Annotated in this window: 16 protein-coding genes; 10 read left to right on the top strand and 6 right to left on the bottom strand. The window is 46.6% G+C overall.

What is annotated here, in order from left to right; translation table 11 throughout:
* Positions 1 to 76: 76 nt before the first annotated feature.
* From purD to GJU82_RS14650, 3 genes are read left to right on the top strand one after another with little or no spacing between them, the layout of a single operon-like run.
* Entirely contained in the window at positions 77 to 1,345 is a 1,269-nt protein-coding gene (purD, locus tag GJU82_RS14660; protein ID WP_153632832.1) for a phosphoribosylamine--glycine ligase, read from the top strand.
* Between the two features lie 12 nt (positions 1,346 to 1,357).
* On the top strand, positions 1,358 to 2,344 hold the full coding sequence (locus GJU82_RS14655; RefSeq protein ID WP_153632831.1) for a DUF6427 family protein: 987 nt from the start codon (positions 1,358 to 1,360) through the stop codon (positions 2,342 to 2,344).
* Positions 2,345 to 2,348: 4 nt separating this feature from the next.
* A complete protein-coding gene (locus GJU82_RS14650; RefSeq protein ID WP_153632830.1) occupies positions 2,349 to 4,001 on the top strand; it encodes a carbamoyltransferase C-terminal domain-containing protein in 1,653 nt (550 codons plus the stop codon).
* 3 nt (positions 4,002 to 4,004) lie between these two features.
* Here GJU82_RS14650 and GJU82_RS14645 read toward each other — a convergent pair whose 3' ends face one another.
* Together GJU82_RS14645 and GJU82_RS14640 are read right to left on the bottom strand one after the other, a co-directional pair.
* Entirely contained in the window at positions 4,005 to 4,787 is a 783-nt protein-coding gene (locus GJU82_RS14645; protein ID WP_153632829.1) for a peptidase MA family metallohydrolase, read from the bottom strand.
* Positions 4,777 to 5,529: a hypothetical protein gene (locus GJU82_RS14640; protein ID WP_153632828.1), complete on the bottom strand. Its 753-nt coding sequence runs from the start codon at positions 5,527 to 5,529 to the stop codon at positions 4,777 to 4,779. Before GJU82_RS14640 ends, GJU82_RS14645 begins: the two co-directional genes overlap by 11 nt.
* Before the next feature lie 499 nt (positions 5,530 to 6,028).
* Here GJU82_RS14640 and GJU82_RS14635 point away from each other — a divergent pair, with 499 nt between their 5' ends.
* The 7 genes from GJU82_RS14635 (at position 6,029) to GJU82_RS14605 (ending at position 13,984) form a co-directional block, all read left to right on the top strand.
* Positions 6,029 to 6,766 (top strand): ABC transporter ATP-binding protein, encoded by a 738-nt coding sequence (locus GJU82_RS14635; protein ID WP_153632827.1) that lies wholly within the window; start codon positions 6,029 to 6,031, stop codon positions 6,764 to 6,766.
* Entirely contained in the window at positions 6,759 to 8,015 is a 1,257-nt protein-coding gene (locus GJU82_RS14630) for an ABC transporter permease (RefSeq protein WP_153632826.1), read from the top strand. The genes GJU82_RS14635 and GJU82_RS14630 overlap by 8 nt, the downstream gene beginning before the upstream one ends.
* A gap of 45 nt (positions 8,016 to 8,060) precedes the next feature.
* Positions 8,061 to 9,329 (top strand): ABC transporter permease, encoded by a 1,269-nt coding sequence (locus GJU82_RS14625; protein WP_153632825.1) that lies wholly within the window; start codon positions 8,061 to 8,063, stop codon positions 9,327 to 9,329.
* 38 nt (positions 9,330 to 9,367) lie between these two features.
* A complete protein-coding gene (locus GJU82_RS14620; RefSeq protein ID WP_153632824.1) occupies positions 9,368 to 10,471 on the top strand; it encodes an efflux RND transporter periplasmic adaptor subunit in 1,104 nt (367 codons plus the stop codon).
* 79 nt (positions 10,472 to 10,550) lie between these two features.
* A complete protein-coding gene (locus GJU82_RS14615) occupies positions 10,551 to 11,897 on the top strand; it encodes a TolC family protein (protein WP_153632823.1) in 1,347 nt (448 codons plus the stop codon).
* A 60-nt stretch (positions 11,898 to 11,957) separates the two neighbouring features.
* Entirely contained in the window at positions 11,958 to 13,286 is a 1,329-nt protein-coding gene (locus GJU82_RS14610) for an efflux RND transporter periplasmic adaptor subunit (protein ID WP_153632822.1), read from the top strand.
* Positions 13,287 to 13,597: 311 nt separating this feature from the next.
* Positions 13,598 to 13,984, top strand: coding sequence for a GxxExxY protein (locus GJU82_RS14605; protein ID WP_153632821.1), 387 nt, complete (start codon positions 13,598 to 13,600; stop codon positions 13,982 to 13,984).
* A 713-nt stretch (positions 13,985 to 14,697) separates the two neighbouring features.
* Here GJU82_RS14605 and GJU82_RS14600 read toward each other — a convergent pair.
* The 4 genes from GJU82_RS14600 to GJU82_RS14585 all read right to left on the bottom strand — a co-directional run bounded on the left by GJU82_RS14600 (position 14,698) and on the right by GJU82_RS14585 (position 20,984).
* On the bottom strand, positions 14,698 to 15,660 hold the full coding sequence (locus GJU82_RS14600) for a type IX secretion system membrane protein PorP/SprF (protein ID WP_153632820.1): 963 nt from the start codon (positions 15,658 to 15,660) through the stop codon (positions 14,698 to 14,700).
* 1,179 nt (positions 15,661 to 16,839) lie between these two features.
* Positions 16,840 to 19,161: an Ig-like domain-containing protein gene (locus GJU82_RS14595; protein WP_153632819.1), complete on the bottom strand. Its 2,322-nt coding sequence runs from the start codon at positions 19,159 to 19,161 to the stop codon at positions 16,840 to 16,842.
* 16 nt (positions 19,162 to 19,177) lie between these two features.
* Positions 19,178 to 20,152 (bottom strand): hypothetical protein, encoded by a 975-nt coding sequence (locus GJU82_RS14590; RefSeq protein WP_153632818.1) that lies wholly within the window; start codon positions 20,150 to 20,152, stop codon positions 19,178 to 19,180.
* A 40-nt stretch (positions 20,153 to 20,192) separates the two neighbouring features.
* Entirely contained in the window at positions 20,193 to 20,984 is a 792-nt protein-coding gene (locus tag GJU82_RS14585; protein WP_153632817.1) for a hypothetical protein, read from the bottom strand.
* Positions 20,985 to 21,025: the final 41 nt, after the last annotated feature.

Here is a 21,025-nt window from a genome sequence, read left to right as displayed (position 1 = left end):
TACCGTTCATTAATTGAGTATATTTGCCGGCAACTGAAAGAGCACAGTCGTCCTGAACAAAAAAGAAACCAATCGCATGAAGATTTTACTCGTTGGCTCCGGAGGCCGGGAGCACGCCCTCGCCTGGAAAATCAAACAAAGCCACAAAGTTGACCAACTGTTTATTGCCCCCGGAAATGCCGGAACGGCTGAAACCGGGACCAACCTGAATATTGGTGTTAGCGACTTTATTGGCTTACGCGACGCCGTTACCGGACACAACATCGACATGGTGATCGTAGGCCCCGAAGTTCCGCTGGTAGAAGGAATCGTTGACTTTTTCGCAGCCAACGAGCAGGTTAAAAATATCCCGGTGATTGGTCCCGATAAGGAAGGCGCCCGTCTGGAAGGCAGTAAGGATTTTGCCAAAGATTTCATGGCCCGCCACGATATCCCAACGGCCAGGTATCTTTCGGTTACCACCGAAAACCTGGAAGAAGGTATCGGTTTCCTGAAAACACTAAAAGCTCCTTTCGTATTAAAAGCCGATGGCCTTGCGGCCGGAAAAGGGGTTCTCATCGTCGACTCGCTGAAAGAAGCGGAAACTTCGTTGCGTGAAATGCTGGGGGGCAAATTCGGCGAAGCCAGCTCCCGCGTGGTGATTGAGGAGTTTCTGAAAGGCGTGGAATGCTCGGTATTCGTGCTCACCGACGGAAAAAGCTACAAAATTCTGCCCGAAGCAAAAGATTACAAGCGAATTGGTGAAGGTGACACCGGCCTCAACACCGGAGGAATGGGAGCGATTTCTCCTGTCCCGTTTGCCGACGAATCCTTCATGAAAAGGGTGGAAGATCGCATTATCCGGCCAACAGTTGAAGGTTTGCAAAAAGACGATATCAACTATCGCGGCTTCATCTTCCTGGGACTGATGAATGTGGACGGCAAGCCTTTTGTGATTGAATACAACGTTCGCATGGGCGATCCGGAAACAGAAGCAGTTATGCTGCGAGTAAAATCCGATTTTGTCGATTTGCTCGAAGGCATGGCCGAAGGAAACCTGGCTGAAAAGCAACTCGATATAGATGAACGGGCTGCAGTAACGGTTATGCTGGTTTCGGGCGGCTATCCCGAAGCTTACGAGAAAGGCAAAGTCATTTCTAACCTGGAGAAGGTACAGGATAGTATCGTCTTTCATGCCGGCACAAAATTCGTCAACGGCCAGGTGGTAACCAATGGCGGACGGGTTATTTCGGTTAGTTCCTATGGAAAAGACCGTCGCGAAGCGCTCGACCGGTCGTATAAAAATGCCGCCATCATCGATTTTGAGAAAAAATATTACCGCCGCGATTTAGGATTCGACCTTTAAATTATTGCCTGTATGGTCTTGCGATTTTTAAAAACCAATCAGATTGCCCATCTGGTGCTTATTCCGTTAGCCGGAATTTTACTTTGGCTACCCGGTTTAATCCATCCCAATACGTTCAACTTTTTTGCAGGAGAGGCCGATATGCCCCTCTACAGGATTACTGGCGCCTATCTGATTAAATTTCCTTTTTGGTCGGCTTTCACCGGATTAGTTACCGTGGTTATCAGCGCTTTTCTTATTAATCAAATCAGCACTCGCTTTCAGTTTTTGCGGTCACGTTCCGGTTTGCCCGGAATCATCTACCTGCTAACGGTTTCAGCCTTTCCGTCGATGCATACATTGCATCCGGTGCACCTTGCGTCTCTTTTTGTCTTCCTGGCGCTCATCAGCATCTTCGACACGTACCATCATTCCAATACCATCCCCGATACATTTAATGCAGCGTTTTTCCTTTCGGCCGGTTCGCTGTTTTATTTCCCGACCATCTTTCTTTTTCCCATTACCTGGATAAGTATTGCGGTGTTACAAAAGGGCAATAACTGGCGCTTCCTTTTCATTCCGCTGGTGGGATTTGCCGTTCCGTGGTTCATCGCCGGTTTTGTCTACTATCTGAATGACCTGTTGCCACAGCTTTTCAGCGTCGTCCAGGAAAATATTCATACGGCCAACATAAACATTATCAACACTTTTCCCTTCCAGCTCTTATCAGGGTTCTTCATCTTTTTAGCTGTGCTCGGAAGTAGTTCCATCCTCACCCGGTACGATGTCAAGAAAATCAGCTCACGGAAATACTTCATCATCTTTTACTGGATGGTCGCCTTTCTGGTTGCCGCCATTCTCTTCAGCCGTTCGGTCGGCATCGAGGCGATTATTCTGCTGGCCATCCCGTTTGCTTACTTCATCGCCCACTTTTTCATTTTTGCCAAAAACCGCTTCTGGCCCGAACTGCTATTCTATCTTTTCCTCGGGATCATTGCTACGGTCATGATAATTGGTTAATCCAATGGATTCGTCAAAACCGACACTGGCGATATATGGCATCCAGGACCGAATGGAACCGGACCATCCGGGTTATGTCCACGACCATAACATGGCACTCATGTCGGGTGGAAAAGTGATCAAACTTTTACAGCTCGAACGGACCACCCGCCGGAAACGGGATAATCATCTGCATCAACAGCTCACCGTAATCCTGCGAAAAGAAAAACTGCTCTCCCCTGCCGATTATGATCTCGTTTTCGTGGATAATGTGGTAGGACGGGCCTTCATCTCGACCGATGGGCAAGCCCGGTTCGAAGCGCCGTTAAATCAAAAACTTGTCGCTTCCGCTGAAAAAGGCCGATGCTGGTGGTACGGCAAAGAGCATGATGCATGGGTGGTCAACCACGAACTGGCCCATGTTTTCTCTACCCTCCCGTTCACCGGAGGAATAAAACACAACAGCCTGCTCGTCCATTTTGATGGTGGCGCCAGTTTGTCCAATTTTTCGGGCTGGATCTACCGGGACAAACAGCTAACGCCCCTGGAATACAACTGGGACTTAAAATACCTGACCACACTGTTTAATGCCAATGCCCTGGCCTTCGGAATTATCGGTGCGAAAATGGACGATCAGAATTCCGTTCCCGGAAAAATGATGGGCTATGCCTCATACGGGAGCCACTCACCTGAACTGGAACAGTGGCTCAGCGAACATCAGTTTTTTGAAGACATCTGGGGAAAACGTTCGGTTTTCTTCCAACAGGCGCGTACAGATTGGAACTGGCAGGGTAATTCATTTGACCAAAAAGACCCGTTCCTTCAGGATATCATTGCCACCATGCAGCACATTTTTCAGCGTGATTTCCTGAAAAAGTTAAGAGAATTGCGCGAACAAACCGGTTGCAAAAACCTGTACTACTCCGGTGGTTGTGCCCTGAATATTGTCACCAATTCGCGCATTGTAAATGAAGATTTGTTCGACTTTGTATCCATTCCGCCTTGCTGTGAAGATTCAGGATTGGCTTTGGGTGCTGCCGCTTACATCGAGTGGCTCAAACATGGAAAAATCGAAAGGCATTCCCCCTATCTCAATAATTGGGGACTTCTTCCCGAAAAGGTAAACTACACCAAAGAGACGCTGGAGCAAATCGCCACCGATCTAATAGATAACCGTGTCATCGGGATTGCAAATGGTGCCGGAGAATCGGGACCGCGTGCGTTGGGAAACCGGAGCATCATCGCCCGGGCTGACTCCGCTCCGCTGGCCCGAAAAGTGAGTATGGAACACAAAGGCCGGGAATGGTACCGCCCGGTAGCCCCCATTATGCTGGAGCGAAACACCAAAACAGTAACCGGTCTTGACGAAATCCATCCGCTATCGCGATACATGCTGCTGGATTTTGCTATCCTTCCCGAAAAGAGAAAAGAGATGGAAGGAGTGGTCCATGTAGATGGCACGTCGAGGATTCAGACCATTTTCCAACGCGGGGATAATCCTTTTCTCTTCGATTTACTGGAACTGCTCGATGAAAAATACGGATTGAAAGCTCTTATCAACACTTCATTTAACCAACGCGGCAAACCAATCGTCCATACACCGGAAGATGCCTTGGCATCGGCCAAAGCGATGCAACTTGACGGTGTGGTTCTTAACGGGAAGTATTCCAGGCTATAAATTCTATTGAGGCAACGATTTATCCGACTGGCGGCCCCAGGTATTTTCCACATCTGAAAGTGAAACCCCATAAACTGACTGGAAATCCGCGGCAAAATGAACTCTCCGCCCTTCGGTAAACAACTTACGGTACTTCTCCATTCCAAAGCCATGAATAATGTAACCGGAAAATGAACCGGAAACCGGATAGGAGATATTGGTATCGAACTGCCCGAAGTCGCTGGCCAGGCTTTCAATGTCCGGCAAACCGCCATGGACAGCTAACGCAGCAACAATCATTTGCGAGCTGTCGTAATTTGCTTCGCTGTCATACGTGACGTGCTCCATGTACACCGCAATCCCTTCGCTTAAGATACGTAAATCGGTCGGCCCCCAGGCATTAAAAGTAATGATATGTGCTACTTCGTGCGCCGAAATACCTCGTTTGCCGATGGTATAACCATCTGAACCATAAATCACTTCAATTGTATTCAAAATGGGGAAAGCCTGCCCGGTTTTATCGGTAAACCCGGCATCCGCCAAATCGTTAAAAATATAGACGTGAATTTTTTGATTGTAACTCGTCCCCAGGATTTCATTTAACTGGACGAAAACGCGTTCCTGCTCTGCCTCAATTTTATCGATATCCGCGGCAGCAGCCGAATTAGGGCGGTAATAATATACATAGTTTTCCGACTCGGCCTGTAACCAGGTACCATGGGAATCCATTTCGCCGGAATCAGGAATCAGCGAACATGCTTGCAAAAGCAGCACCAAAATGGCTATCAGATAATTCCTATTTCTCATGGAACGGCATAAACTTTATTGAGACCGACCACCTCTGTTCCCATAGTATCAAACTATAGCGCTTATTATAATCGCGGCCATACAAATACGACCACTGAGGACAAATCCGGATATGATCATTCAGGTTGAAATATGCCCGTGCTGTTAAGCCCAGATCAAAACCACTTTCCACTCCCTTACTGTTCGAATAATACCCGGGCGTACTCGAATAAAAACCTACTGTTCCTTTGGCATTCGCCTGAATGTCCAATCCTGCTACGGGCAAAATTTTCACCATGCTGCCAACGACTATTCCTCCACTGACATTCGTCCAATGGTACATTAAATCCGTCCCACCATCGTAACTAAGATTCCATTTGCGGTATCCTATGTCAGCTTCCGGGCCGGCATATAACCGGAACAATGAATTCGGTTGCCTTGTCAGATATCGATATTGCTCCCAGGCCACCATTAATTTCATCATTTTTTGCTCCGGCGCCGATTCGTTGCTATCATTGTATTTCCAGTTATTAAAATTCCACATGGCAAACTGAAAAATATTTTCACGTCGCCCACTTGTCAAAAACAAATTGAACTTCGGGTAGAACGAATTGCCATAGAAACCAGCCGGACCGGACTGTCGTTCGTGAGAATAATTGAAATGCGAGTAACCCCCGCCAACACTCCATCCCCAGTCTTTTGCCCCGGCTCCCCAAGGCAACATCAACAGAAAGACCGATACAAAAAACAGTTTTCGTTTCAATAGGCAATGATTAAATATCCAATAATCCGGTCAGGTTTCCCATTCATTCGAAAACCAGGGCTTCTTAACTTTTTGCCGGGAGTATAGAGGTTACGGTACGTATTCGGATATCCGCTAAAAGCATTAAAGATAATAAGATTTTAAGCAAAACAGGGTGATTGACCGATAGATTCATTTCCGGAACAAATAAGAAGTAATAAATTCCAGCCAAACAAACCTTCTTTGCGCCCAAAATCGTACACTCCCGGTTCGAAACCGTACAATTTCTTTACAGCACACAAATTTATGGAAATCCACTTATGCCTCATTTTGTGGTAATTATACCGTTTGGCATATCTATTGGTAAACCATTTTCGGGATGGAACGTAAAACGCGGAATATTTTCCATCATTTGTTGTAACTATTTCGCCCGGTAGTTAGTCTAACCTTCCGGGGTTAACAATTTTTAGGAATGATTTTTCCGCACAAAAGTTCCCATCCGAACACAAAATCTTGAACAATGATACAGATCAACAACTTACATAAGTCGTATGTAACGGGGAATAACAGCCTGCACGTCCTGAAGGGCCTGAACCTGGACATCAAGGAGGGAGAATTCGTTTCCATCATGGGGTCTTCAGGTTCCGGTAAGTCGACTTTGTTGAATATCCTCGGCATTCTCGATAATTATGACGAAGGATCTTACTCCCTTGACGGTCTTCTAATGCAAGACATGAATGAGACTCAGGCAGCCCGGACGCGCAACAAAATGATTGGATTCATCTTTCAGTCATTCAACCTGATATCGTTTAAGAATGCGATGGAGAATGTTGCTTTACCGCTCTATTACAAAGGCATTTCGCGTAAGAAACGGAACCAGATGGCCATGGAATTCCTGGAAAAACTGGGCCTGAAGGAATGGGCACATCATATGCCGAATGAACTTTCCGGAGGACAACGCCAACGGGTGGCCATTGCCCGTGCACTGATCGCCAAACCACGTATCATTCTGGCGGACGAACCTACCGGCGCACTCGATACACAAACCTCGTACGAAGTGATGGAAATGCTGAAGCAAGTCAATGAGGAAGGGATTACTGTCATTATTGTTACCCACGAATATGATATTGCTGCTATGACCCGGAAAATCATCCACCTGAAAGACGGTGTGATTGAAGAGATAATTAAAAACGGCGACCTGAAGTCCTTCCAGGCACAATATAACCGGAACATTAATAAACCAACGCATCATGTTTGATATCGATGTTTGGCAGGAAATATTCAGCACTATCCGGAAGAACAAGCTCCGTACTTTTCTTACCGGTTTCTCGGTAGCGTGGGGTATTTTCATGTTAATGATACTGCTCGGGTCGGGAAACGGGTTGCAGAACGGTGTTAAAAAACAGTTTGCCGGTAACGCAGTTAATGCCATGTGGATATGGACCGGCGAAACCAGTATGCCGTATAAAGGAATGAAAACCGGACGGCCTATTCATTTCACCAACCAGGATTATACCTTCCTGACCAACAAGGTGAAAGGACTGGATGAAGTCTCTTCCCGCTTCTACTTGCCCGGTGATACCAATTATGCATATGGTAATGAATACGGCTCATTCACGACCGTCACCTGCCATCCGGCCCTTCAGGATGTTGAAAATATTAAGCTGGGCAAAGGCCGCTTCATCAACCACAAGGATATTACCGACTATCGCAAGTCCATTGTTATCGGAAAAGATATTGCCAAGGCCCTTTTCAAAAAAGAAGACCCCATTGGAAAATATCTCAAAGTAAACGATGTGCCTTTTGAGGTGGTCGGTGTTTGTCACGATCCGAACAATAGTAACGACCGTACGGCCTACATGCCGGTATCTACCGCTCAACGTATTTTCAACGGAGGTAACCGGGTTCACAGTTTTGCCGTTACCACGAAAATGGTCACCTCAACAAAACAGGCTGAAACCATTACCAAAAAAGTTCGTGAAGCGCTTGCCCGGCGTCACAAATTCAATCCAGACGATAACCGTGCTATGGGCGCTTTCAACATGCTAACAGAGTATCTGCGTACCATGAAGATTTTCCAGGGTATCAAAATATTTGTCTGGATTATTGGTATCGGAACCCTGATTGCCGGTATCGTAGGGGTAAGCAACATCATGCTGATCCTGGTAAAAGAACGGACCCGTGAAATCGGTGTCCGGAAAGCGCTGGGCGCATCACCCCGCTCTGTTATCGGCCTTATCCTGATGGAATCGATCCTGATAACCACCGTTGCGGGATACATTGGACTGACCCTGGGCGTCGGCATCATGGAAGTAGTGAATTATGTACTCGAACAGATGTTTGCCTCCGGCGGAGGTGACAGAATATTCTTCCGTAACCCAACCGTCAACTTCGGAACAGCCATTTCAGCCACGGTAATCCTGGTTTTATCAGGCGCTATTGCCGGATACATTCCTGCGAAAAAAGCGGCCAACGTAAAACCCATTGAAGCCCTTCGTGATGAATAAGCAAAGGGAAAATTCAAAATCAATAACCTGTTTAAAATCCTGATCATGTTTGACATCGAACGCTGGAACGAAATATGGAACGCCCTGACAAAAAACAAGCTCAGGAGCTTTCTCACCGCCTTCGGGGTTTTCTGGGGAATCTTCATGCTGGTCGTCATGACCGGCGCCGGAAACGGGTTGAAACACGGCATTTACGACGGTGTATCCAGGTTTGCTGTTAATTCTGCCTTTATGTGGACACAGCGGACCGGCGAGCCTTACAAAGGTTTTAAACGCGGCCGTTTCTGGAATATGAATACATCCGACATCACCTACATCGAAGACCACGTACAGGGCATTAAATACCTGGCCCCAATGCTTTTTGGCTGGAAGGAACGCGGCGGCGAAAACACCGTTCGCGATAACCGGACCGGCGCCTATAATATTGCGGGAGATTACCCGGTGTATACCAAAATCGACCCGGTTTCCATGGTAAAAGGCCGTTGGATCAATGAAATAGATATGCGCAATAAGAGAAAAGTGTGTGTGATTGGTGAGAAAGTAGAGGAAAGTATGTTCGATAAAAACGAAAATCCTATCGGGAAATACCTCAAAGTATCGGGCGTATATTTCCAGGTCATCGGGGTACTGAAACCCGAAACACGCGTCAATTTTAACGGACGTAAGGAAGAGACCATCTTTCTTCCATTCACCACCATGCAACAAGCCTATAATTACGGCAACGAAGTTCACCTGATTGCTGTCACTTCAAAAAAAGGTGTATCCGTCAGTAGCCTGGAAGGCCAGATACTCACCATCATTAAAAAGCGGCATTCAATCGCTCCGACAGACGAACAGGCAATCAGAAGCGTCAATATCGAAAAACAGTTCCAACAGATGAACGGCCTTTTCCTTGGCATCAGTATCCTGACCTGGATTGTGGGAATCGGAACATTACTGGCCGGGGTGATTGGTGTTAGTAACATCATGCTGGTGATTGTGAAAGAGCGTACCCGCGAAATTGGGATACAACGCGCTCTTGGGGCGACCCCCGGAATCATTATTTCACAAATTGTACTCGAAAGTGTGGCCCTGACGACCCTGGCCGGCTATATCGGACTGTCATTGGGCGTCGGGCTCCTGGAACTTGTCAGCAACGTCCTGGCGAAAATGAACAGCGGAGGTGACGGTGTCTTCTATAAAGATCCGACGATTGATCTTCCGGTAGCACTCGTTGCACTGGCCGTGTTGATACTGGCCGGGCTGTTTGCCGGTTCCATTCCGGCGAAGCGGGCGCTGCAAATAAAACCCATCGACGCATTACGCGACGAATAAACAACGCATGAAAGAGTTAATTAATAAATTTTAAACGAATGAAAAAGTTTTTCAAAATCTCCGGGTTCGTTGTACTGGGGTTAGTATTCCTCGGAACGCTGGGCTTCCTGTATCAAAAGTCGAAGGCAAAGCCAAATGTATTTAAAGATGAAACTCCGCTTACTACGAACATAATTCAAAAGACGGTTGCTACCGGTTCGGTCGTCCCACGTAAAGAAGTGGAAGTAAAACCACAGGTTTCCGGCATCATTCAGGAGTTATATGTACAAGCCGGCGATACCGTTAAAGAAGGCGATTTCCTGGCCAAGGTAAAAATCATTCCGGATATGGTGAACCTGAATGCCGCCGAGGCCCGGGTAACCAAAGCTAAAATCAGCTTCGAAGACGCCAAACTTGACTACGACCGTCAATCTAAGCTTTTCGGGAAGCAGGTCGTTTCGCGTGAAGAATACCAGAAAGCGAAACTTGCGTACGACGGGGCAAAAGCCGAAGTGGAAGCTGCAGAAAACAACCTGGATTTGATTCGCAAGGGGGTGACCAAAACCTCGCAGAAGACCACCAATACGCTCATCCGTGCAACCATCGACGGTATGGTGCTCGACGTGCCCGTAAAGGTGGGAAATTCGGTTATCCAGTCGAATACATTCAACGACGGAACCACTATTGCCACGCTGGCCGATATGAATGACATGATTTTCGACGGGAAGGTAGATGAGACCGAAGTCGGAAAAATTAAAGAGGGCATGCCCATCGAGCTGACCATTGGCGCCATCGAGCATGAGAAATTTGATGCAACATTGGAATATATTTCACCGAAAGGTGAGGAAGATAATGGTGCCATTCAGTTTGAAATCAAGGCGAATGTCAACCTAAAAAAGGACCAGTTTATCCGTGCAGGATACAGTGCAAATGCCGATATTGTCCTGTCCCGTCGCGACAGCGTGCTGGCTGTTCCGGAAGGTTTGCTCCAGTTTGATAACGATTCGGCTTACGTAGAAGTAGAAACACAGCCGCAACAGTACGAAAAACGCTATGTGAAAACCGGATTATCCGATGGTATCAACATCGAAATCTTGAATGGAATTACCAAGAATGACCATCTGAAAGGCGCCAAAGTGGAACCAGGTGCACAGGACAGTTAAAAATATATCGCCCCGAAAAGGGTAACACCCCAAACGAATAAGTAAATTAGCATAACGTCGAAATAAAAAATTATAATCCATGAGCCGACTATTCTATGCCATCGCCTTTTTAATCCTGGTAAGCATTAGCAACATCCTGAAAGCACAGGACACACCCGGTGCCTGGTCGTTAAAAGAATGTATTGACTATGCCATTCAAAACAATATCCAGGTTAAACAAGGCGAGTTAAGCACACAATACCAGAAAAATTTATTGCGCAAAGCCAAAACCGACCGCCTTCCCAACCTGAATGCCCAGGCTTCGCAAAACCAGAACTACGGACGTTCGCTGACCTACAATAACACCTACGAGAATATCAACTCCTCGGAAAGCGACCTGAACCTGAATACAAATGTCCCGATTTTTCAGGGGTTTCAACTCAACAACAACATCAAAAAGGGCCAGTTTGATCTGAAGGCTTCGATGGAGGATTTGCAAAAGGCGAAAGATGACATTACCATGAATATCGCCTCTGCTTACCTCGAAATCTTGTTCTCGCAAGAGTTGGTCAAGGTATCGGAGGAACAATTGGCAGTTACGAAACAGCAGATTCAGCAAACCCAGGAGAAGGTTGATGCCGGAGCCCTGGCCAAAGGCAGTTTGCTGGATATCCAGGCCCAGGCAGCCAAAGAGGAACTCACATTGGTGGACAACCAGAACCAGTTGAAACTGAATAATCTGAAACTGGCGCAGCTGCTGGAGCTGGATTCTTACAAAAACTTCAATATCCGGAAGCCTGAATTGCCCGAAATCAAAGCAGAGGCTTCCCTGGTTTCAGCAACTGAAATTTACAAAAGAGCACTGGCATTGTGGCCGGACGTTAAATCGTCAGAATACAAACTGCAGAGCTCACAATATCAACTGAAGGCTGCCAAAGGAGCTAATTATCCGACCATTTCGGCGTATGGCTTCTATTATAACTCATACAACAACAAATACACCGATTTGAAGGGTGATAAGATTCCGTTCAGCGAGCAGCTGAGCAACAACCAGCGAAAGGGTTTTGGCCTCCAGATGAACATACCGATTTTCAACCGTCTGCAGAACAAGACCCAAATTGACAATGCCAAAATCGACGTGCTCAGTAAACAACTCGATCTAGAAAACTCCAGGAAAGTTCTCCGGAAAGACATTGAAACGGCCGAAACCAACGCGATTGCAGCGCTGAACCGGTACACATCGAACCAGAAAGCAGTGGCTGCCATGCAGGAAGCATTCCGCTATTCGGAAGAAAAATACAATGTTGGTTTGGTGAATGCACTGGAGTACAACCAGGCCAAAAATAACCTGGCCAAAGCACAATCGGATTTGCTGCAAGCCAAGTACGAGTTCATTTTCCGCACCAAAATCCTCGATTTCTACCGCGGAATACCCATTGAATTGTAACTTTAAGGAACGTTATTTTCGTTTTGTGGTCAACCATGTAGTCATAATACCGTAACCCGTATGAAGAAGAAAAAAAGGAGTTTCCGTCTGCCCATCATCGTTGTCTTTGCAGTTATCATTCTGCTTATTGTAGGTAAACAAGCCGGCTGGTTCGGAAAAGAATTTGCTACCCGGGTAGCTGTTGAAAAAGCCGGGAAGAAAGATATTACCGAGCTCATTACGGCAAACGGAAAGATTGAGCCGCAAACGGAAGTAAAAATCAGCCCGGAAGTTCCGGGTGAGATTATTGAACTTCCCGTGAAGGAGGGCGATGAAGTAAAGGAAGGCGACTTACTGGCTATCATTAAGCCCGATATTTACATTTCCAATCTCAACCGTTTGCGCGCCACCCTGAATACCCAAAAAGCGCGATTGGCACAGTCAGAAGCGCAATTGACCGAGAAAAAACTGAATTTCGACCGGTCGAAACAACTTTATAAACAGCAGACCATCTCCCAAGCCGATTATCAGTCAGCCGAAGCAGCCTATAAAGTTGCTGTTTCCGACGTCGAGGCAGCGCGATACATGGTGAAAAGTGCGGAATCGAGTGTGCAGGAATCCCAGGAAAACCTGACCAAAACAAAAATCTACGCTCCTATTACGGGAACGATCTCGAAACTGAATGTAGAGAAAGGCGAACGGGTCGTTGGGACCAACCAGTTTGCCGGTACCGAGCTGATGACCGTGGCCAACCTCAATAGCATGGAAGTGAAGGTAGAAGTGAACGAAAACGATATTGTAAAAGTGCAGTCAGGCGATACGGCACTGGTGGAGATTGACGCATATATGAACCGAAAATTCAAAGGTATTGTGACCGAAATTGCCAGCTCGGCCAATGTGACCGGCTCCTCAACCGACCAGGTCACCAACTTCGATGTAAAGATTTTACTGCTGCAGAGTTCCTATAATGATTTGCTAAAAAACCCATCGGATCGTTATCCTTTCCTACCGGGAATGTCAGCCACTGTCGATATCCGGACCAATACCCGCAACGGTGTGATTACGGTTCCCATCCAGGCTGTTACCACCCGCAGCGGAAAAGGTGAAGCCAGGGATGAAACAACTGGTTTACAACAGGAAAACAGTGGGGAAACCGATGAAACAACAACCGTCAAACCTAAACCTGAAGCCAAACAGCATGAAGTTGTCTTTGTGTATAATGACGGTGTCGTTCGTGAAAAACGGGTCAAAACCGGTATTCAGGATAATGTCAACATCGAAATTGAAAATGGGCTGAAAGATGGTGAAGAAGTGGTTGTAGCTCCTTACGGACTTATTTCACGTACGCTGAAAGACTCCATGACGGTAGAGGTTGTTCCGATAGATGAGCTGTATAAAACGAAGAAGTAAGGTCAGGTTTGCGGGGAATAAACAGAAGGTTCCACGCAGAGAACGCAAAGATTGAACACGCGGAGTTCGCAGGGATTTATTGTCCTGGGCTTGGTGGTCCTTAGCGCCCTTTGCGGGGAATAAACAGATGGGTCCACGCAGAGAACGCAAAGATTGAACACGCGGAGACCGCAGGGATTTATTGTCATGGCCTTGGTGGTCCTTAGCGCTCTTTGCGAGGAATTAAAAAAAATCCTGCAGGCTTTACGTGGAATTAAATTAATGCTCCATAAAGAACCGAAAAACAGGTAAACAACACAAAAACAAACCTTATGACAGAAAATGAAATTTCACACAAAATTATAGGAACAGCTATTAGTATTCATAGGACAATTGGTCCCGGCTTACTGGAATCTGCTTATGAAAATGCACTTGCTTATGATTTAAGATTGGCTGGCCTAAATGTCAAACAGCAAGTTCCAATGCCTTTTATTTATAAAGGAGTAAAGCAGGATGTCGGCTACCGGGTTGACCTCTTAGTTGAAAACAAAGTTATTATTGAAATTAAAGCCGTTGAGTCATTAGCTCCGGTTCATTTTGCACAAGTATTGACTTATTTGAAGTTGTCCGACGTAAAGCTTGGGTTACTTTTGAACTTCAATAGCAAGATTCTGAAAGAAAACATACACCGGATAGTGAATGGACTTGGAGATTATTAATCATAAATCTTCTGCGTACTTTGGGGTTCTTTGCGTGGAACGAATTGAAGGCACCACGCAGAGGCCGCTAAGATTGAATACGCGGAGACCGCAAAGATAAAGAGAGGCCTACTTTAGCTTTATATTAATCAATCCCTTTCAAATAAAATTGCCGACATAACATGCAATCTTCTGCGGCCTTTGTGGTTCCTTAGCGCCCTTTGCGGGGAATAAACAGAAGGTTCCACGCAGAGGCCGCTAAGATTGAATACGCGAAGACCGCAAAGATTTATTGTCCTGGCCTTTGTGGTCCTTAGCGTTCTTTGCGGGGAATGAATAGAGGCACCACGCGAAGACCGCAAAGATTTATTGTCCTGGCCTTTGTGGTCCTTAGCGTTCTTTGCGGGGAACGAATTGAAGGCACCACGCGGAGACCGCAAAGATTTATTGTCATGGCCTTGGGCGCTGCCGGTTTATTTCTTAGCGGGCTTTGTGGTCCTTTGCGCTCTTTGCGTGGAATAAACAGAAGGCACCACGCGGAGACCGCAAAGATTTATTGTCATGGCCTTGGGCGCTGCCGGTTTGTTACTTAGCGGGCTTTGTGATCCTTAGCGTTCTTTGCGAGGAACGAATTGAAGGCACCACGCAGAGGCCGCAAAGATTTATCGTCCTGGCCTTGGTGGTCCTTAGCGTTCTTTGCGAGGAATTATTAATTGCTGAGAAAAGCTTTCTGTTTAGAAATACCGCGGGCCTATGCGGCGGCGGCGGCGGCCAAGGTCGAAATCGTAGCTTACCATGAATTCATGTGTACCGGCATTGTAGTGCGCCTCCGGCATGGTTGTCATGTCATAGGCATAACCGATTTTTAACTGAGGGTTAACATAAAACTGCAACAAGCCTCCAAAAGAGTTTTGATACCGATAGGTGGCGCCCACCCAAACTTTGTCACTAATCAGGAATTGTGCTGAGACATCGGCAGAGATAGGTGCATTCTGGGCATACCGGACCAAAAACGAAGGTTTAAATTTCAGGGTACCGTAACGTGATACATTGAAAACCTCAGCTCCCATCAGGTAGAAGTGAAGTACTTCGGTCTGGCTCAAATTCGTCGTCTCTTTCTGAATGGCGCTTTTGAGAATTTTAGGTACCGATAATCCCAGGAAGAAGCGATCGCCATGCCACAGCACCCCGACTCCGAAATTGGGCAGAAATTTGTAGTTGATATCCTGGGCAAACACCGGATCGTTCGGATCGTTAATCTGAAGCCCCGTCAACCGGGCCTCGTACAGGTTGAAACCGGCCTCCAAACCAAAGGATATATACTGCCGGCGATTGTAACGACTGGCGCGAACACGGTAGGCATAATCGAAATAGATACCATTTTGCTTGACCGGTCCCCAACTATCGTTGTAAATCGACATGCCGAGACCGACGTTGTAGGAGTTCAGCGGGGCTTGTACGGTAACTGTATTCGTCGACGGAGCGCCATCGAACCCCACCCACTGCTGCCGCGAAAGTGCCGTCACATTCAGGGTACCCTGACTTCCTGCATAGGCGGGTTGCACTGTCAGTACGTTGTTCAGGTACTGCGTAAAAACCGGGTCCTGCTGCGCTTTCCCCGCAAAGGGAAGTAACATCAGCAAAACAATCAATCCTAAAAGATTGCTACGTTTTAATATGTAGTTTCGTTTTATCAAGTTAAATTATTTCAATCATTTCGTTTCAAACGGGATAAGGATTAGGGTATAGGGTGTAAGGGGTTCCTATGCTCCTATTCCGGATTCCGTTCTGTTTTGTCATTTTTCAAATATCATTTATCAGCGTTGGCGCACTTGCGGTCGAAACAGCGTTGGCTTTTCAAATTCACGGGGTGTACCCAACATAACCCCGGATGCAATCCGGGGCTACTGCTTCAACCCCCTTCAGGGTTTATGAACGCTTTTATTTACTATTTATTCTACAATAATCGATGCCTTACGGGCAAATGGTCGCCATTTATCAACCACCGGTGTTCGCGGGCTGTCCTCCTCTGGAGGAGGTGGCCGCAGGCCGGAGGAGGATAGGGCCGGTAGAAGGCAATATCTACGCCGCTGCACTTGCGGTCGAAACAGCGTTGGCTTTCCAAATTCACGGGGTGTACCCAACATAACCCCGGATGCAATCCGGGGCTACTGCTTCAACCCCCTTCAGGGTTTATGAACGCTTTTATTTACTATTTATTCTACAATACTGTTTGCCCTACGGGCAACCGGTTCCCATTTATCAACCACCGGTGTTCGCGGGCTGTCCTCCTCTGGAGGAGGTGGCCGCAGGCCGGAGGAGGATAGGGCCGGTAGAAGGCAATATCTACGCCGCTGCACTTGCGGTCGAAACAGCGTTGGCTTTCCAAATTCACGGGGTGTACCCAACATAACCCCGGATGCAATCCGGGGCTACTGCTTCAACCCCCTTCAGGGTTTATGAACGCTTTTATTTACTATTTATTCTACAATACTGTTTGCCCTACGGGCAACCGGTTCCCATTTATCAACCACCGGTGTTCGCGGGCTGTCCTCCTCTGGAGGAGGTGGCCGCAGGCCGGAGGAGGATAGGGCCGGTAGAAGGCAACATCTACGCCGCTGCACTCGCGGTCGAAACAGCGTTAGCTTTTCAAACCGCTGCACCGCGCGACCGTCTTGCCGACCGTTTTTTACACCGGGTTACACCCGGCATTATTAAGCTTCAACCCCTGCCGGGATTGTGAACGCTTTTCTTCTTAATATCGTGCCAGCTCCGTTTCTTAAAACTTAAAACTCTTCATCTACCTTCTATCTAAATGCGTGCCGTAATCATTTCAATCCCCCGGATGCTCCCGAAGCCTCGGGACGGGGCTACTTCTAGTATGCTATATAGACGAACCCTTTGTACGTTTTGTGTGTACTGCCCAGCATTATCACATAATAGTAGGTTCCCACGGGCAACAAACTGTTACCTGACATCAGTCCGGTATTACACTTACCGTCCCAGTCGTTTTTGTAATCCTTACTCATATACACCTTGCTTTGCCAACGGTTATATACCGATAGTTGTGTGCCCGGGTATTGCTCAATACCCAGAATTTCGAAGGTGTCGTTAAAGCCGTCCTGGTTCGGAGAGAAGGCCTCCGGAATCACAAACGGCCCCCTGCTGACATCAATGAACACTATAGCCGAATCACACAAATTAGTCAGGTCACAAACCTGGTAGGTAAACTGGTCCTTACCCTGGTAAGGCTGCGTTGGTATATAGTTGACGGTTCCGTCAGGTAATACGGTTACATCACCATAACCAGGGTTCAGCAATATGATAACCGAGCTGGTATCCAAATCATTGTCGATATCCACATCGTTCGTCAATACCGAGATATTGATTGGTTCCTGTGCCGAAGTAGCGGCAAAATCATCGTAGGCTACCGGAGCATGCTCAACCCCCTGTACGACAACAGTATCTGGAGCTGAACACCCTAATGAATCTGTAACATCAAGAGTATACGTACCGGGTGAACTAATCTCCAATTTCGGTTCATCGGACACCCCTTCAATGGTTCCATCGGATGTACTCCAGTGGTATGTTAAAGGATCGATACCGGTCGTTCCGGAAGCGTCTAAGATAGCACTCATTCCCGATTCTAGCGTTTCCGGCGCATCCATCACGATTTCCGGCAACGGTAATACAGTTACCACACACGTATCCGATTGACTCAATCCGGCACTATTGGTTACCGTCAAAATCAATTCATGCTGTCCCGGACCATCCGGAACATAGTTGGTTACCTGGGCAGAAGGATCATCAAATGTTCCCTTAGTTGAAGTCCACGCGTAGCGTAAATACAGCCCCTGCGAACCGGAGGCATCAGCGACATAGGTATAACAACCACTAACGGTTGTATCGTTACCCGCATTAGCAATCAGGTCGGCCATCACGTACACATAGGCGGTCGCATAAGTCTGGTGCGTCCCGTCGTTCAGTTCGTACACAAAATGGTCGGCACCAATGTAACCGGGATTCGGCACATAGGTGAAATCACCGGTCTTTTTGTTCCAGGCCGTAACAGCGCCGTGCACCGGTTGACCACTGGCATCGTTCACCTGCAAATAACTCACGGTTTGCGATGCATCTACCGGAAGGTCGTTGTTAGCAACCGAACCGGAAACAGATTTCATGAACGACATGAAGAGATCATCGCCGCCGAACGGTGGATTATTCTTCTGTGTATTATCGTACAAATAGAGTTTCACAGTAGCTGTTACCCGAGTATGGTCATCGGTCACTTCGTAGGTAAACTCATCCTTAACCAGCCCCTGTTTGGATGGTGTATACGTATAGGTTCCGTCGGAATTCAATACCAGTGTACCATTCGACGGGCCTTTCGCAGGCGTCGTCTTCACCTTCAGGAGATCACCGTTCAGGTCAATATCGTTGTTCAGTACCGTCGACTTGATTTGCATACCGGCAGGAGCCCGAACCTCATCGTTAAAGGCGACCGGCGGATACTGCTTCGACGGATTGGTTCCCAGTACTTCAAACTGCACACTCGAAGTCATGGTAATGCCGTTATAATCGACTTGATACGTAAAGGAATCATTTCCCGAATAACCGGGGTAAGGCGTATAGGAATAGGTCCCATCGTGGGTTCCAATAGCCACATCCCCATGTTGCGGCACCACCTTCACGCTCATGTTCAGGTTCGACTGCCCGCTCAAATTATCAAGCGGTAATGCTTTTGTATCCGACTTAGCCGTCGATAACATAAAGTCGTTGGTAAATACACTTCCGTTAATCGCCGGGACATTCATGGCGCTGATGTTGTGGTCATCGACCAGCTGGAAGTTATTGAGCTGGACAATGACAACGATGGCCTTGGTATTGGTACAGCCGTCGGCATTGGTTTCCGTTGCCGTTACGTAGTAAGTACCGGTTTTGGCCCAGGTCACATCGATGGAAGCCTGGTTGTTCCCTGACGGGAAACTAATTTCCGAAGATTTTGCAGCTTTGGTGGTAAATGTTTGTTCGTTGTAAATCACCCAGGAGTAGCTACTCCCGGGATGATTTTCAACAAAAAGGTTGCGTGTTTGCCCTTCCGACACCACAAACGCATCCTGTGCCGTGGCAGAAGCCACGGCCAGGAGTACCCATCCAACGATGAGCAGCAGGCGTTTATAGGTACGGGTTGAGAACACTAAATGCTATTTATCATTAATTGAAACCAATAACAGATGTTCCTGGACGAGCTTTAACCGTTTGCGTTTGAACAGGAGAACTTGTAATATCATTGCTAGCAGCATCTGTTATTTCAGTTACAGCATGACTACCATCATCGACAATATTGCTAATTGACATCGTTACATTTTGAACTGTAGTTCCGTCTACGAATGTACCAGTAACAGTTCCTGTATTATCCTGAACAGCTTGACCATTAGCAATCGTAACTTTTACAATCACTGATTTATCGCCAGCAATACCTGTAATTGCGGCTGGAGCCGCAGGAGTGCTGAAAGAGACTCCATTGTCAGTACTATAGGAAATCAATCCGGTAGCATTACCCAAAGTCAAGGTTGGCGTAAATGACCACGTTGCAGCGGAACCTAATCCTGTTGGGATAAGTTTAAATTCAAAGTCTCCTGAACCATAATCATATGTAATTGTAGTTCCCAAAGCCGAAGCTGTAACTGCAGGGGCACAATCCGGAGTATTTGCATTCAGCAAGTTCGTTCCATCCCAAATAGCATACTGGAGTTTGAATGTGTTTGCAGGCTGAATAGCAACTGCTTTCAGATTTAAACAGCCACTTGCATCTTTTTCCTCAACGACCAAATAGTATGTGTTTCCCTCAGAAGAAGAATTCCATGTAAGAGACATCTTATAACCATTAGATGTCTCATCAGTTGGTGTATTATACGCAGAACCGCTCGCTGAATTAACTGTAAAATCAGCATAAGCAGCGTCACCACTTGTCTTTGCATTCAGAAGATTGGTACCATCAGTACTAATCCACCATTTATATGTATTTCCAGTATGACCTGTTACATCCTGAGAAGTACCGTCACTGGAGTTCACGTAATATAAATGTGTTGTACCAATACTCGGGGTAACACCTGAGTCTTGCGCAAACACTTTTGCACTACTCAGTGCAAAGAATGCGATTAAAGAGAGAATGAGTAATTTTTTCATGATTTTAATAATTGATTGTGAGTTAGTATTTTGAGTATTATTAATTCGCAGTGATTGTTGATGTTGCAGGTAGTTCATATATAGTCTGCGTTGCATCGTTATCTGACGGTGTAGAGTCCGGCGTATGATAATCCAGTTCTTCACCTTGAGTGATCGACAATGCTACTGTATTCTCAGTATTCACATCACCAACGACAGTAACAACGATATTCACGGTACTTGCTCCGTTGGTTGTTCCTGTAATGGTAGGACTTGTATACTCACCTGCAGCCGGTGCCAAACTTGTTGAGTTAATAGAAACATCAGATATACTAGAAATACCCGCTGAAGGAGTGAGTGTAAACTTGAAGTTCCAATCCGGATTCCATGTTGTTACATTAGTATTCATTGAAACCGTAAAGGTGATCTGGGTAGCTTGATCTCCTGTCACATTTGCTGCAGTTGCATCATGACATTCACCTGAAGGATCGGATGTTGAAACAACAAAGTCGTTAGTAATCACAGAAATTGGCAACGATCTCAGAGCGACACAGGAACCCGTTGCTGCTGATGTCTCCCTGAATTCTACCGTATAACTTCCTGCGGTCAACCATTTAATTTCAACTGATTGCCCATCCGTTGCAGTAGTAAAAGAATAATCTGTACCAACAGTACCACCTGTTACCGTCCAAGCCAAACCATTGTTTGTGGCATCTTCAGCTGTTACAGAATAAGTATGTGTTGAATTAACAAATGGTTTTTCTCCGTCTCCATTTGTTGGTTGTGCCCAAGCTCCGATGCTGACGAACATCAGGGCGAGCATTGCGATTGATTTTAAGATTGACTTTCTCATGATTTTAAAGGTTATGTGTTTCTTTGAGTATTTTGTTTTTG

It is taken from the genome of Prolixibacter sp. SD074 (assembly GCF_009617895.1).
Taxonomy (GTDB): Bacteria; Bacteroidota; Bacteroidia; order Bacteroidales; family Prolixibacteraceae; genus Prolixibacter.
This window is presented reverse-complemented; position numbering and strand designations above follow the sequence as displayed.

What these genes read in the sequence shown, in the direction of transcription:
- GJU82_RS14625 (WP_153632825.1), top strand. Translation starts at nt 8,061, where the DNA reads ATGTTTGACATCGAACGCTGGAACGAAATATGGAACGCCCTGACAAAA.
- GJU82_RS14645 (WP_153632829.1), bottom strand. Translation starts at nt 4,787, where the DNA reads ATGAGAAATAGGAATTATCTGATAGCCATTTTGGTGCTGCTTTTGCAA.
- GJU82_RS14635 (WP_153632827.1), top strand. Translation starts at nt 6,029, where the DNA reads ATGATACAGATCAACAACTTACATAAGTCGTATGTAACGGGGAATAAC.
- GJU82_RS14610 (WP_153632822.1), top strand. Translation starts at nt 11,958, where the DNA reads ATGAAGAAGAAAAAAAGGAGTTTCCGTCTGCCCATCATCGTTGTCTTT.
- GJU82_RS14605 (WP_153632821.1), top strand. Translation starts at nt 13,598, where the DNA reads ATGACAGAAAATGAAATTTCACACAAAATTATAGGAACAGCTATTAGT.
- GJU82_RS14585 (WP_153632817.1), bottom strand. Translation starts at nt 20,984, where the DNA reads ATGAGAAAGTCAATCTTAAAATCAATCGCAATGCTCGCCCTGATGTTC.
- GJU82_RS14590 (WP_153632818.1), bottom strand. Translation starts at nt 20,152, where the DNA reads ATGAAAAAATTACTCATTCTCTCTTTAATCGCATTCTTTGCACTGAGT.
- GJU82_RS14615 (WP_153632823.1), top strand. Translation starts at nt 10,551, where the DNA reads ATGAGCCGACTATTCTATGCCATCGCCTTTTTAATCCTGGTAAGCATT.
- GJU82_RS14655 (WP_153632831.1), top strand. Translation starts at nt 1,358, where the DNA reads ATGGTCTTGCGATTTTTAAAAACCAATCAGATTGCCCATCTGGTGCTT.
- GJU82_RS14650 (WP_153632830.1), top strand. Translation starts at nt 2,349, where the DNA reads ATGGATTCGTCAAAACCGACACTGGCGATATATGGCATCCAGGACCGA.
- purD (WP_153632832.1), top strand. Translation starts at nt 77, where the DNA reads ATGAAGATTTTACTCGTTGGCTCCGGAGGCCGGGAGCACGCCCTCGCC.
- GJU82_RS14630 (WP_153632826.1), top strand. Translation starts at nt 6,759, where the DNA reads ATGTTTGATATCGATGTTTGGCAGGAAATATTCAGCACTATCCGGAAG.
- GJU82_RS14620 (WP_153632824.1), top strand. Translation starts at nt 9,368, where the DNA reads ATGAAAAAGTTTTTCAAAATCTCCGGGTTCGTTGTACTGGGGTTAGTA.